General features: G+C 51.7%; 14 protein-coding genes. 9 read left to right on the top strand and 5 right to left on the bottom strand.

Features of this window, described 5'->3' with window-relative positions:
• Positions 1-63: 63 nt before the first annotated feature.
• Both recX and HMPREF3168_RS05255 read left to right on the top strand, forming a co-directional pair.
• Positions 64-879, top strand: a complete 816-nt coding sequence (gene recX, locus HMPREF3168_RS05260; protein WP_002877951.1) for a recombination regulator RecX — start codon at positions 64-66, stop codon at positions 877-879.
• Positions 880-900: 21 nt separating this feature from the next.
• Positions 901-1,377, top strand: a complete 477-nt coding sequence (locus HMPREF3168_RS05255) for a hypothetical protein (RefSeq protein ID WP_002877949.1) — start codon at positions 901-903, stop codon at positions 1,375-1,377.
• On the opposite strand, the gene HMPREF3168_RS05250 is transcribed toward HMPREF3168_RS05255, so the two are convergent.
• Positions 1,374-1,841 (bottom strand): hypothetical protein, encoded by a 468-nt coding sequence (locus HMPREF3168_RS05250; protein ID WP_003612252.1) that lies wholly within the window; start codon positions 1,839-1,841, stop codon positions 1,374-1,376. The genes HMPREF3168_RS05255 and HMPREF3168_RS05250 overlap by 4 nt on opposite strands.
• Before the next feature lie 100 nt (positions 1,842-1,941).
• On the opposite strand from HMPREF3168_RS05250, the gene HMPREF3168_RS05245 reads away from it, so the two are divergent.
• Together HMPREF3168_RS05245 and HMPREF3168_RS05240 are read left to right on the top strand one after the other, a co-directional pair.
• On the top strand, positions 1,942-2,805 hold the full coding sequence (locus HMPREF3168_RS05245; protein ID WP_003617197.1) for a hemolysin family protein: 864 nt from the start codon (positions 1,942-1,944) through the stop codon (positions 2,803-2,805).
• Positions 2,805-4,376, top strand: coding sequence for a peptide chain release factor 3 (locus HMPREF3168_RS05240; RefSeq protein WP_070488857.1), 1,572 nt, complete (start codon positions 2,805-2,807; stop codon positions 4,374-4,376). The genes HMPREF3168_RS05245 and HMPREF3168_RS05240 overlap by 1 nt, the downstream gene beginning before the upstream one ends.
• 101 nt (positions 4,377-4,477) lie before the next feature.
• On the opposite strand, the gene HMPREF3168_RS05235 is transcribed toward HMPREF3168_RS05240, so the two are convergent.
• From HMPREF3168_RS05235 to HMPREF3168_RS05220, 4 genes are all read right to left on the bottom strand, one after another.
• Complete coding sequence (locus tag HMPREF3168_RS05235) at positions 4,478-4,666, bottom strand: hypothetical protein (RefSeq protein WP_002877937.1); 189 nt, start codon at positions 4,664-4,666, stop codon at positions 4,478-4,480.
• A 21-nt stretch (positions 4,667-4,687) separates the two neighbouring features.
• Entirely contained in the window at positions 4,688-6,325 is a 1,638-nt protein-coding gene (locus tag HMPREF3168_RS05230) for a multicopper oxidase family protein (protein ID WP_070488854.1), read from the bottom strand.
• 290 nt (positions 6,326-6,615) lie between these two features.
• The gene (locus HMPREF3168_RS05225) at positions 6,616-6,894 is read right to left on the bottom strand and encodes a DUF1827 family protein (protein ID WP_003617207.1); all 279 of its coding nucleotides are present in this window, start codon (positions 6,892-6,894) and stop codon (positions 6,616-6,618) included.
• Between the two features lie 115 nt (positions 6,895-7,009).
• A complete protein-coding gene (locus HMPREF3168_RS05220; RefSeq protein ID WP_035162369.1) occupies positions 7,010-9,205 on the bottom strand; it encodes an ATP-dependent Clp protease ATP-binding subunit in 2,196 nt (731 codons plus the stop codon).
• Between the two features lie 168 nt (positions 9,206-9,373).
• On the opposite strand from HMPREF3168_RS05220, the gene HMPREF3168_RS05215 reads away from it, so the two are divergent.
• The 5 genes from HMPREF3168_RS05215 to HMPREF3168_RS05195 all read left to right on the top strand — a co-directional run bounded on the left by HMPREF3168_RS05215 (position 9,374) and on the right by HMPREF3168_RS05195 (position 13,102).
• Entirely contained in the window at positions 9,374-9,574 is a 201-nt protein-coding gene (locus HMPREF3168_RS05215) for a hypothetical protein (protein ID WP_016395724.1), read from the top strand.
• 106 nt (positions 9,575-9,680) lie between these two features.
• The gene (locus HMPREF3168_RS05210) at positions 9,681-9,947 is read left to right on the top strand and encodes a phosphocarrier protein HPr (RefSeq protein WP_002877930.1); all 267 of its coding nucleotides are present in this window, start codon (positions 9,681-9,683) and stop codon (positions 9,945-9,947) included.
• The gene (gene ptsP, locus HMPREF3168_RS05205) at positions 9,947-11,674 is read left to right on the top strand and encodes a phosphoenolpyruvate--protein phosphotransferase (protein WP_016395723.1); all 1,728 of its coding nucleotides are present in this window, start codon (positions 9,947-9,949) and stop codon (positions 11,672-11,674) included. Before HMPREF3168_RS05210 ends, ptsP begins: the two co-directional genes overlap by 1 nt.
• 170 nt (positions 11,675-11,844) lie before the next feature.
• Positions 11,845-12,249 (top strand): transcriptional regulator SpxA, encoded by a 405-nt coding sequence (gene spxA, locus HMPREF3168_RS05200; RefSeq protein ID WP_003614101.1) that lies wholly within the window; start codon positions 11,845-11,847, stop codon positions 12,247-12,249.
• A gap of 103 nt (positions 12,250-12,352) precedes the next feature.
• Positions 12,353-13,102, top strand: coding sequence for an adaptor protein MecA (locus HMPREF3168_RS05195; RefSeq protein ID WP_035162386.1), 750 nt, complete (start codon positions 12,353-12,355; stop codon positions 13,100-13,102).
• Positions 13,103-13,175: the final 73 nt, after the last annotated feature.

Below are 13,175 nucleotides of genomic sequence, written 5' to 3'. Positions count from 1 at the left end.
TTCGCAGCTTTTGCGGCAATTTGCTAAGATAGAGTTACCAGATTTGCCAAAAAGGAGGAAAAAATGGCCATTATCACGAAAGTTAGTGCACAAAAGCGGCAGGGGCGCTACAATATTTTTTTGGACCAGGAATACGCCTTTTCCGTCAGCGAGAAGACCCTGGCGGAATTTGTCCTGCTCAAGGGCCAGGAGCTTAGCCCCCAGAAGATCAATGAAATCCTGGACTATGAAGCCAGCGCCAAGGCCAGCGACCTGGCGGCCAGATACCTGTCCTACCAGCCCCGGACGGTCAAGGAAGTGACTGACTACCTCAGCCAGCATGAAATTTCCCGGTCAGCGGCCAAGCGGGCCGTTAACGAGCTGACCCAGCTGGGCTACCTGGAAGACGCGGCTTATGCCCGCCTTTTTGTCAAAAATAACCTCCAGGTCGGCAAGAATGGACCAGGGGCTGTCCGCCGGGACTTAAAGAAAAAGGGCGTTGACGATGACTTAATCGAAGCTGCCCTGGCAGACGTGACTGATGAGGAATGGGCCGGGGTTGGCAAGCGCCTGGTCAAGTCACTTTTGGGCCAGCAGGGGAAGATTGCCAAGCGGGAAGTCGACCGCAAGATGCAGACTAAACTGCTCAGCCACGGCTTCTCCGGCTCCCTGGCCCAGGCCGTGACCCAGGATTTAGTCCCGGAAGCAGATGAGGACCAGGAAAGAGCGGCTCTGGCCAAGCAGGGCCTTAAGGCCTACAAGCGCTTCAAGCGCTATGAGCCAGGCGTAAGGGAGCAGAAGATGCGGCAGTATCTGTACAGCCACGGCTTTTCCGGGGATGAAATCAGCGCCTTTTTGGCCGGGGAAATCATTCCTTTAGAAGAACTGGAAGAATATTAGAAAATAGAAAGAAGTAAAGAGATGCAGACAGAAATCAACGAACTTACTTTTATCGGCAAGGCCTTTCCTGACCGGATGATGGATGCAAACGGGACCTTCGCGGCCGCCAACCAGGAACTGGAAGCTGACCCGGCCTTTCAAGCCTTTGTCAAAGAGGCCGGCCTTGCCGGGCAGCGGGCGTCCTTGATCGTTTTTGGCCCGGAAAACTTCATGTACTGGTACGGGGTGATCGCGCCTAAGGATAGCGAAGTTAGCGGCCTGCTCAAGTTTTCCCTGCCAAGCGCCCGGGTTTTCCAAAAAGAAGAGACGGCCAACGCGGCCTATTTCGACCTGCCCCTGAACTTTGAACTGCCCCGCTTTTTGGATGAAGCGGGCGACTTAGGCAGCGACTTCCAGGCTCAGCTGGAGGAGAATCCTAACCCTTATATCCTCCGCCAGCTGGATTTAGGCAGTAAAAAACTGACCAAGAGCCTTTACCTCCCGGTCAGTCAGAATTAGGATTGCTTGATTTCAGCGTCAATGGACAAGTTGTCGTATTCGATATAGGCCCCCAGGCAAGTTGAAATGAACATGACCAAGATGACGAAGCCCATGGAGGTGCCGACGATCCATTCCAGGGGCAAAAGCAGGCGGATCACGATCGTGGCCAGGGTGCAGAGGACAAAGTCCAGGATAAAGTTGGCTACCTGCAAGAGCGGCCGGCGGCGGATGCTGAAGAAGCGGAGAATCTGCTGCAGGAAGCTGTCATAGATGTCTCCGGCCAGCAAATTCAAGGGCCGCTGGATCGTGGCCTTGACGGCCAGCATGATGATGGCCCCGACAAAGGCCCCTACAGCCGTGCGGAAGGGGTCAGTCGAGTGCAGGACCAGGGCGTTAAAGCCGATCCCGATGATGGCCAGGCTGCAGATGTAGGGGATCAAGAGCAGGAAGACGAAAACTAACATAATGCGGCGCATTTTCATGGTAAAACACCTCTTTCTACTGGGCTATTTTAACATATTCCCGTAAGGTCATATGCTATAATGTAAATATTTAAGGATTTTACGAAAGAGAGTTAAGAAAATGACAAGCGACCCTGCGACCGGCAGCCTGTTTGGCAAACTGAGAAGCCGTTTTTCTAGCAATGAAGAAAGCGGCAAGGACCAGCTGCAGGCAGAAATTGACCAGCTGCATGCCGGCAATGTTTTGACTGATATTGAATATTCGATGATTGAGGGCAGTATGGCTTTCCATGACAAGGTAGCCCGGGAAGTCATGGTGCCGCGGACTGACGCCTTCATGATCGACATTGAGGACGACCTGGAGGAAAACCTGGATGACATCCTCCGCCAGCCTTATTCAAGAATTCCCGTCTATCGCCAGGACAAGGACCAGATCGTGGGTGTCATCCACATCCGTACCATTCTTAGAGAGGCCCGCCAGCACGGCTTTGACCAGCTGACTTATGACCGCTTGATTTCCCCGCCCCTTTTTGCCCCGGAAACGATCGAGCTGGACGACTTGCTGGTGCAGATGCAGACCAGCCAGCAGCAATTGGCCATCCTAACTGATGAATATGGCGGGGTGACCGGCCTGGCCAGCATCGAGGACTTGCTGGAAGAAATCGTTGGCGACATTGACGACGAGGTCGACAAGGCAGAAGTTTTGGTCCGGCAGCTGAATGACCGGCAATTTGACATTTACGGCAAGATGCCTTTGACCGACTTCAACGACCGCTTTGGCACCGACCTGGAAATGGAAGACGTTGACACCCTGGCCGGCTATATGATCACCAAACTTGGCGTGATCCCGGGCAGAGGCGAGCAGCTGGAAGTGCCCCTGGACAACGGCATGGTTTTGACGACCAGAAGAATGCGGGGGTCGCGGCTCTTAACTGTCTTGTTGACCCTGCCAGAAGAAAATTACGAGGAAGAAACTGAAGAATAATGAACAAAGAACTTTTAGACAAAGTAAACAAGCGGCGGACTTTCGCAATCATTTCCCACCCCGACGCCGGTAAGACGACGATTACGGAACAAATGCTGCTCTTGGGTGGGGTGATCCGCAGCGCCGGGACCGTTAAGGCCCGCAAGACCGGGAACTACGCCACCAGTGACTGGATGGAAATCGAAAAGAAGCGTGGGATTTCCGTTACCTCATCCGTTATGCAGTTTGAATACCAGGGCAAGCGGATCAACATCCTGGACACCCCAGGCCACCAGGACTTCTCAGAAGACACCTACCGGACTTTGATGGCGGTTGACGCCGCGGTCATGGTTATCGACTCCGCCCGCGGGATCGAGCCGCAGACCAAGAAGCTCTTCAAGGTCGTGCGGCAAAGGGGAATCCCGGTCTTTACCTTCATGAACAAGCTGGACCGGGACGGCCGGGAACCCCTGGACCTGGTCGCTGAACTGGAAGAAGTCCTGGGCATTGAAGGTGTGGCCATGAACTGGCCGATCGGGATGGGGCAGAGCCTGCTGGGCCTTTACGACCTGGCCAACCAGCGGGTTGAACTCTACCACCCGGAAGAAGGGCAGGACCGCTTTATCGCTTTAGCAGACGGAAAGGCGCCAGCCGGCAGTTCTTTGGCCGATGACCCGCAGTTTGAAGAAACCTTGGGTGAAATCGAGCTTTTGGAAGGGGCCGGGGCCAGCTTTGACCGGGCAAAGGTTTTGGCCGGCCAGCAGACTCCAGTCTTCTTCGGGTCAGCCTTGACCAACTTCGGGGTAGAAACTTTCCTGGAACAATTCGTTGACCTGGCACCAGCGCCAGGCGAGCACAAAGTCAACGGGGATGAAGAACTGAAGCCAGATGATGACGAATTCTCCGGCTTCATCTTCAAGATCCAGGCCAACATGAACCCCCAGCACAGAGACCGGATTGCTTTTGTCCGGGTCTGCAGCGGGGAATTCAGCAAGGGCCTGGACGTAACCCTGGCCAGAACCGGCAAGCAGGTCCGCTTGAACAATGCCGTTGAATTTGAATCCAGTGCCCGGGTCCAGGTTTCTGAAGCCGTGGCCGGGGACATTGTCGGCCTCTACGACACTGGCAACTTCCAGATCGGGGACTCTATCTACGCTGGCAAGCGCAAGCTGGAATTCCCGCCGCTGCCGGAATTTACCCCGGAACTCTTCATGCGGGTTTCACCAAAGAACGTCATGAAGCAGAAGTCCTTCCACAAGGGGATGAACCAGCTGGTTCAAGAAGGGGCTGTCCAGCTCTACCGCAACTACCAGACCGACGACTACATTTTGGGGGCGGTTGGCCAGCTGCAGTTTGAAGTCTTCCAGTACCGGATGAAGAACGAATACAACTCTGAAGTTGAAATGACTTCCATCGGCCACCGGGTAGCCCGTTGGATCAACCCGGACCAGCTGGACCCGAAGATGTCTTCTAGCCGGAACCTCCTGGTCAAGGACCGCTTTGGCAATCCTCTCTTCCTCTTTGAGAACGCCTTTGCTGAACGCTGGTTCCACGACAAGTACCCGGATGTGGAACTGACGGAAAAGCTGTAATGCAAAGAAGCAAGTAAAAACAAATCAGCAAAAGAAGATAGCAAACAAGAAAAACGATGCCGCGCGGCATCGTTTTTCTTGCGCATGATTGGTTTGACTGACTAGCATTCAGTCATTTCTGTTTTGCTCTTTGGCAAAAAGTAGTAAACGAGGTCAAGGACCGCTTGGGCAAACATTACCCCGGCCATCCAGTACATGGCCATCATCGTCTTGTCGGTAAAGGTGTAGAAGGCGACGATGCCGTACAGTAAGACCCATAAAATCTTCAAGTAAAGGTTGTTGTTCATCATAATTCTGATCCTACAAGTTTTTTAGTGGTGGCTGGCCCCGCTGGTCGCGTCGTGGTGGCCTTCATGACCTGCTCTTGAAGCGGCAGTAACGGCTTCGACCAAGCGGCGGCTGGTCGAAGCTTCAGCCGCGTGGAAGCAGGCACCCATGTCCATGTCTTCAACGTCCATCCCTGGCATGAAGACTTCGCCTGGTTCAACGCCCATTTCTTCTGCAAAGGCGTTGGTGATGGTTTCCATGTCCATCAGCTTGTAGGTCTTGTCCGGATCCTTCGGGTCAACGATTTGGATCTGGGCCATCATGCCGGCATCTTCGTGCTCGATGATGTGGCAGTGGTACATGAAGACCCCGGCGTTTTGGAAGTAGACCTTCAGGCGGACAGTTTCGCCTGGGCCGACTTCAATAGTGTCCTTGTAGACATTGATTTCGTTCGGGTTAGGCTTTTGCCCGTTGCGGGAAACAACCAGGAAGTGGGCCCCGTGGATGTGGAAGGGATGCAGCATCCCTGAAGCAGAGTTGTTGGTATTGGTTACGTCCCAGTATTCAACTGAGTTCAAGGTCTGCTTCATGTCGATTCTTTCCATGGAGAAACGGAGACCGTTGATCTTGTCGTGGTCGTCCATGGTTACGTGGCGGACTGGCGCTTCGCTGTTCACAGCCGGGTCGTCCGGAGTGAAGATGTTGAATGGCAGTTCACGGTCGTCTTTTTCAAAGGCGTGGATGCGGAATTCAACCAGCTTGAAGTCGTCAGTGTAGAGGCTGACAACGTCGCCTTCCTTGTAGCCGGCAAAGTCAACGATGACTTGTTGTCTTTCCCCTGGCCCGATCAAAAGCTTCTTAACGTCAATCGGGTGTCTGAGGAAGGAGTCGTCCCCGCCGATTTGCGTCATGGTCAAGTCGTTTTCAAAGTGCAGGCGCCATTCCCGGCGGTCAGACCCGCCCAAGACGAGGAGACGGACCTTTTGGGTCGTCACGTCAACGTAAGGACGGACCACGCCGTTGATCAAAGGCACTTCACCAAAGACCCCCATCGGGTCGTAGTCAGCCCGGTAGTCGAGCTGGTTGTCGTGGAAGGTCCGGTCTTGCAGGATGATCGGGAATTCGTCAACCCCGTAGTTCTTTGGAATCGGCAGGCGGGCTTCGTTGTCGTCAGTAACCACAACCCCCATGGCCAGGCCCATCCAGACCTGCATGGCCGTTGACGGACATGGGTGGGCGTGCAGCCAGGTCAGAGCGGCTGGCTGCTTGACCGTAAATTCGATGTCTTTTTCTTCGCCAGGGTATACTGGGGCGTGGCAGCCGCCGTCAGTAATTGGTCCCGGAACTTCCATGCCGTGCCAATGGAATGAAGTGAGGACAGGCAGGCTGTTCTTCAAACGCACGTGGACTCTTTGCCCGGTCTTGACTACCAGGGTCTGGCCCAAAAGGGGAGCGTTGTAGCCCCAGGTCTTGGTCTTCTTGCCTGGCAGGATCTGGCTTTCGCCTTCCTGGGCCTCGATGGTGTAGTAGATGTCATTGCCGTCAACCTTGTCCGGCGCTAAAAGCGGGGGAACGGCCAAAGGCTGGGCCTCAACGCCAGCTGGAATGGTCAGCGGCTTGTAGCCCATGTGGCTCTTATCAAAGTCTTTTTCAGAATAAAAGTAATCCGGATAAACTGTCATGATCAGTGCCTCCTTATTTTTACTAAATCAACAGTTTAAAATTGCTGCTTTTTACACATTCACTTTCTTTTCTAAAAGCACTTTCTAGTACTCAAAGCAGATTATAGAACTATTTTTTATAAAAAAATTGACATAGGTCAATTTTTGGCAATTTTTTTAAAAAAAGGCTGTTTTTCGCAAGTTAATCTGTAATTTTGCTAAAAAACAAGTATTTTTTGAATTTTGCTGAAAGGAATAAGGAAAGAAGACAGGGAAGAAAAAAAGAGCCCAGTGGGCTCTTTTTGCAGGGATTACTTGTCAACGTGGATTTCGACGACTCGGCGGTGCTTGTCAACCGTAAGCTGATAGCTAGTCTGGTCGGGAATCAGCCGCTTGATTACAAATTCGAGTTCTTCCTCGCGGATCTTGCGGTGGTGGTTTTCCAGAACGATCCCGATGGCGATTGGGCTTTCGGTATAAACTACGGTAGTGTTGCCTAGGGAGTAAACTTTCACGTAGTTCACGCTCGTAGTATTTAGCTGACTGTGAACTAATTCGGCATAGCTATTAGTAACATCAATTAAGTGCATAAAACTTCACCCGTTTCTATTTGTCTCTGATATTCCCCTAACTTTCATTATAACGCATTCAAGAAAAAACAAGGATCCTTTTTGGATAATCCTTGTTTTTTCTGCTCAGAGATAGTTATTTTTCTTTGCTTGCTTCAGTGACTGGCAGGGCGGGAACTTCTTCGAAAATCGTGATTTCCCCGTCCTTTAAGTCCGCCACTAATTGCTTGGCTTCAGTGTGGTCCAGCTTGTAGTCGGCCACCTTGTCTTCAATTTCTTCCTGGATGACCCGGCGAAGCGGACGAGCGCCCATTTCCGGATCGTAGCCTTCCTCAACCAGCTTGTCCTTGGCCGCGTCGGTAACCTTGATGTGCAGGCCCTGGTCGCTGACCATGGCATTGGTCTTGTCCAAAAGGAGGTTGACGATCTGCAGGAGGTTGCCCTTGCTCAATGGGTGGAACTGGATGATGTCGTCAAAACGGTTCAGGAATTCCGGCTTGAAGTACTGGCTCATCACCTTGCGGGTTTCTTCAGCTTCATTCTTGTTGTTTTCTGCCGCGAAGCCTACGCTGGCCGTCTTGATTCCCTGGCCGGCGTTTGAGGTCATGATGATGATCGTGTCCTTGAAGGAAACAGTCCGCCCTTGTGAGTCGGTCAAGCGGCCGTCGTCAAGAATCTGCAAGAAGAGGTTCAAAACATCCGGGTGGGCCTTTTCAACTTCGTCCAAAAGGATCAAGCTGTATGGGTTGTGGCGGACCCGTTCGGTCAATTGGCCGGCTTCTTCATAGCCGACATAACCCGGGGCAGACCCAATCAATTTGGAGACGGAGTATTGCTCCATGAATTCGGACATGTCGAAGCGGATCATGGCGTCTTCGCTGCCGAACATCTTCAAGGCCAGCTGCTTGGCCAGCTCGGTCTTGCCGACCCCGGTCGGGCCAACAAAGAGGAAGGAGCCGATTGGCCGGCCGGACTTGTTGAAGCCGATCCGGTTTCTTCTGATGGCCCGGGCCACCTTGTCAACGGCCTCGTCCTGGCCGATAACCTTAGCCTTGAGGTCGCTGGCTAGGTTGATCAGCTGGTTTTCTTCTTGTGCCTGGATGTCGCCGACCGGGATGTTGGTCTTTTCTTCCACGATCTTGTCCATGACCTTGGCCGTAATGGTTGGGGTCTTGTCCGGGTCGACGTTTTGGTCCTTCAGCTTCTCGTATTTTTCGATCTGGTCGCGGTAGTAGGCAGCCTTTTCGTAGTCTTCGTTCTTCAAGGCATCCTGCTTGAGCTTCTCAGCCGCGTCGATTCTTTCCTGGATCTTTTCCTTATCGATGTAAGGGATGGTCAGGTTCATTCTTGACCCGGCTTCGTCCAGAAGGTCGATGGCCTTGTCTGGCAGGAAGCGGTCCTGGATGTAGCGGGCAGACAGCTTGACGGCGGCTTCGATGGCGTCGTCAGTGTATTTGACGTGGTGGTAGTCCTCGTAGCGCTTCTGGATCCCCTTGAGGATCTTGATTGTCTCGTCGATGCTTGGTTCCTTGACTTCAACTGGCTGGAAGCGCCGGGCCAGGGCGGAGTCCTTTTCGATTTCCCGGAATTCCTTGATAGTCGTAGCCCCGACTAACTGCAGCTCACCTCTGGCCAGAGCCGGCTTGATGATGTTGCCGGCGTCCATGCCGCCTTCAGAATTGCCGGCGCCGACGATTTCATGGATTTCGTCGATAAAGAGGATGATGTCCGGCTGGCTCTGCAGTTCCTTGATCAGCTGCTGCATTCTTTGCTCAAACTGGCCCCGGATCCCGGTCCCTTGGACCATGGAAACCATGTTGAGGGAGATGATCCGCTTGTTTTGTAACTTGGCTGGAACTGACCCGTCCACGATGTCCTGGGCCAGGCCTTCAACGACCGCGGTCTTGCCGACCCCGGCTTCCCCGATCAGGACTGGGTTGTTCTTGGTCCGCCGGTTGAGGATTTCAATTACCCGGGCGATTTCCCGGTCCCGGCCGATAACTGGGTCGATCTTGCCCTTCTTGGCCAGAGCTGTTAAGTCGGTCCCGAACTGGTCAAGAAGGGACTGGCCGCCGCCATTGCCGCCCCGGCCCGGGGTCGGGCCGAATGGATTTTGGTTGTTGTAACGGTTTGCGCCATTTGACTGCCCGTTCAAAGCATTGAAGAGGTCGTCAAAGTCGCCGAAAAAGTTGTTATTATTCATTTGATTTCCTTGTTGATTCCTTAACTCTTGGTAGCATTGCTGACATAAGTCTATTTCATTGTTTTGGCCGTTGATCTTCGTGTAAAGATGTATCGAGGCCTGCCGTTGGTGGCAGTTTTGACACAACATGTTAAAATACCGCCTTTCATCAAAGCTCTGCCTAAATTATAGAGCTTAGCACTCTAATTAGTCAAGTGCTAAGACTCGGGGGAGAAAATAGCCGGCCTTTGAGACTTCTTCCTTTAATTTTGACAAAAAATTGCGCTAAAATAATGGACAGGAGGTTGTGACATTAATATGGACTATACTGATATTTTGGAGAAATTGGTATCAGGCGACTTGCTGGAGTACCAGATCGACCCGCAGAATGACCCGGAAGATGCGTTTGCTTTCCAGCAGAGCCTGCGCAATTACGGAAAAAACAAGAAAATCACCGGCCGGGCCGGCCGCGGCGGGGTTATTACCTATACTTCGATAGAGAATAAGCCCAAATATTAATGAAAACATTTACAATTAAGTTGTATTGACCTCGAAAACATGTTATTCTTTAAAAGAAACGGTACTTTGGTACCCAATTCTTGATTTTTAAAGGAGATAATTTACGATGGAAAAGAAAGAATTTCACATTATCGCTGAAACTGGTATTCACGCTCGTCCAGCTACCTTGTTGGTACAAGCTGCTTCAAAGTTTGGTTCAGACATCAACCTTGAATACAACGGTAAGTCAGTTAACCTTAAGTCAATCATGGGCGTAATGTCATTGGGTGTTGGCCAAGGTGCAGACGTAACTATCAGCGCTGAAGGCGATGACGAAAAGGAAGCTATCGCAGCTATTGCTGAAACTATGTCAAAAGAAGGTTTGGCTGAATAATGACTGAAACTTTGAGGGGTATCGCAGCCAGTGACGGCGTTGCTGTTGCTCCAGCCTACCTCCTGGTCGAACCGGACCTTTCTTTTGAAAAGAAGTCCGTTGCTGACGTGGAAGCTGAAGTAGCCCGCTTTGATAAGGCAGTTGCCGAATCACAAGCTGAATTGGAAAGCATCCGCAAGATTGCCGCAGAAAGCTTGGGTGAAGAAGAAGCGCAAGTCTTTGACGCCCACTTGATGTTCCTGTCAGACCCTGAATTCACTGGCCAGATCAGCGCCAAGATCAAGAGCGACGCTGTCAACAGTGAAGCAGCTTTGGATGAAGTTGCCCAAAACTTCATCACTATCTTCCAAAGCATGACTGACAATGCCTACATGCAAGAACGTGCAGCTGACGTCCGCGACGTTTCAAAGCGGATCATGGCGCACTTGCTGGGCAAGGAACTGCCTAACTTGGCAAGCATCGACCACGAAGTAGTTCTAGTGGCTGAAGACTTGACGCCAAGTGACACGGCACAATTGAACAAGAAGTACGTTAAGGGCTTCGTAACTGACCTGGGCGGCCGGACTGCCCACTCAGCCATCATGGCCCGGTCTTTGGAAATCCCAGCTGTTGTCGGGACTGAAAAGATCACCACTTCTGTAGAAAACGGCCAAATGCTGATCGCTGACGGTTTGGATGGGGTGGCTATCGTTGAACCAAGCGAAGAACAAGTGGCTGACTACCGCAAGAAGGGCGACGACTTCGCTAAGCAAAAGGCTGAATGGCGGAAGTTGAAGGACGAACCATCAGTAACTGCTGACGGCAAGCACTTCACGATCGCTGCCAACATCGGTACTCCAGACGACCTGGCTGGCGTTTTGGAAAACGGTGCTGAAGCAGTCGGCTTGTTCAGAACTGAATTCTTGTACATGAACTCAAACGACTTCCCAACTGAAGAAGACCAGTTTGAAGCCTACAAGAAGGTTCTGGAAGGCATGAACGGCAAGCAGGTTATCATCAGAACCATGGACATCGGTGGCGACAAGCACCTGTCCTACTGGGACCTGCCAGAAGAAATGAACCCATTCCTGGGTATCCGGGCCGTTCGTCTGTCCTTGAAAAACAAGGAAATCTTCCGCACCCAGCTGCGGGCCTTGCTGAGAGCATCAGCTTACGGCAAGCTGGGGATCATGTTCCCAATGATCGGTACTTTGGACGAACTTCACCAAGCCAAGGCTGTTTTGGCTGAAGAAAAGGACAAGCTGGTCAAGGAAGGCGTCAAGGTTGGCGACGACCTGCAAGTCGGCATGATGATCGAAGTTCCGGCAGCTGCCGTTCTGGCAGACCAATTTGCCAAGGAGGTCGACTTCTTCTCAATCGGGACCAACGACTTGATCCAATACACTATGGCTGCTGACCGGGGCAACGAAAACGTTTCTTACCTCTACCAGCCATACAACCCGTCAGTTCTCCGCCTCATCAAGCACACGATCGACTCAGCTCACGAAGCTGGTATCTGGTGCGGGATGTGTGGTGAAGCAGCTGGTGACTCAATCATGTTCCCAATCCTGCTTTCCATGGGCTTGGACGAATACTCAATGAGCGCAACTTCAATTCTGCGGATCAGAAACGAAATGAAGAAGCTCTCAACTGAAGAACTCGCTAGCCTGGCTGACAAGGCAACCAAGGAATCATTGACCAACGAAGACAACATCGAACTGGTTAAGAACTTGATGGCTGACAAGTAAAGAGCAAATTAAAAGCGATTAGCGTGAGCTGACCGCTTTTTTCTTGATTAATTAAGAAATTTAAAAGAAAGCCAATTACCCCCTTCCTTTTTGTAAGTATCCATGCTAAACTATATAGTAAGCAACGAATGTGTGTTCATGCAATCTCATTTTAAAGGAGCGTGGTAACAATGGTAGATTTATATGTTTCTCCAAGCTGCACCTCATGCCGCAAGGCAAAGCAATGGCTTGAACAGCACAATATTCCCTACAAGGAAAGAAACATTATTTCAGATCCTTTGAACCGGGAAGAAATCATTCATGTTCTGAGAATGACTGAAGAAGGCACGGAAGAAATCGTGTCAACACGGTCGAAGGCTTTCCAAGAGCTGAATATCGACCTGGACGACATTTCAATGAATGAACTGATCGATTTGATTGAAAAGAACCCAAGCCTGCTGAGACGGCCAATTATTTTGGATGACCGCCGGATGCAGGTTGGCTACAATGAAGATGAAATCCGCCGCTTCCTGCCGCGCAGCGTGCGCCGGCTGGAAATAGCCCGGGCTAAGCGCCTGGCAGACCAGGATTTTTAATTTAAGAATAGAAAGTTGCAGGCGTTGGCTTCTAGAAGCTAACGCTTTTGCTTTGTTGGCTTTTTAGGTTACAATAACGGTACACATATAAGGAGGGATGAAGATGCGCGTTGAAAAGGTGAATGAGAACACGCTCCGCGTAAGCATGACCCGGGAGGATCTGAACCAGCGGGGCTTGAAGATCTTGGATTTACTCGGCAACCGGGAAAGAGTCCAGGAATTTTTCCTGTCAGTTCTCCGCGAAGTGGACGAGGACAATGACTTTGCCAGCGATGCGCCGGTGACTTTCCAGGTCATGCCCAACGATGGCGGGATCGATCTCCTGATTACCAAGATGAACGCAGGCAGCGACCTGCCGGAAGAAATGCGGCGCTTCTTTGATCCTGAAGCCAATGGGGTCGGAGACGATATGGCGGAAGCGGTTGAGGAAGATGACTGGGCCTTTTCCGACTTGAACCCGGCTGATGACGCTAACACTGAGATGGACCCGGTGATCATGCAGGACCTGGGCAACACCGATGATGAAGACTACGAGGACTACTGGAGTTACCAGGAGACCCATGTTTTAGTCTTTGACGATATCGATGACCTCCTGGCTTTGGCTGACAGCCTCAAGGTCAGTGACCTGGCGTCCAGCGTCTACTACTACAAGCAGCAGTTTTATCTCAAGCTGGCTTTTATGGACGAGAATTACGCGGAAATCAAGCCAGCTGATGCCTGGGCGATCGCCAATGAATTTGGCCGCCAGGTGTCCGCTGACGAATTCCAGCAGGCCCAAGCCCACGGCCAGTGCCTCTTCCAGCAGGATGCGCTGGGGGCTTTGCGCCGGCAGTTTGCCAGCAAGTGGGCTTAAGAATCCAGATGATAATTTAAGGACTCCTTCGGGGGTCCTTTTATTTTCTACTCTAAGTCAAGTGTTATCAACG

The sequence above is a fragment of the Lactobacillus sp. HMSC08B12 genome (assembly GCF_001808415.1).
Taxonomy (GTDB): domain Bacteria; phylum Bacillota; class Bacilli; order Lactobacillales; family Lactobacillaceae; genus Lactobacillus; species Lactobacillus delbrueckii.
This window is presented reverse-complemented; position numbering and strand designations above follow the sequence as displayed.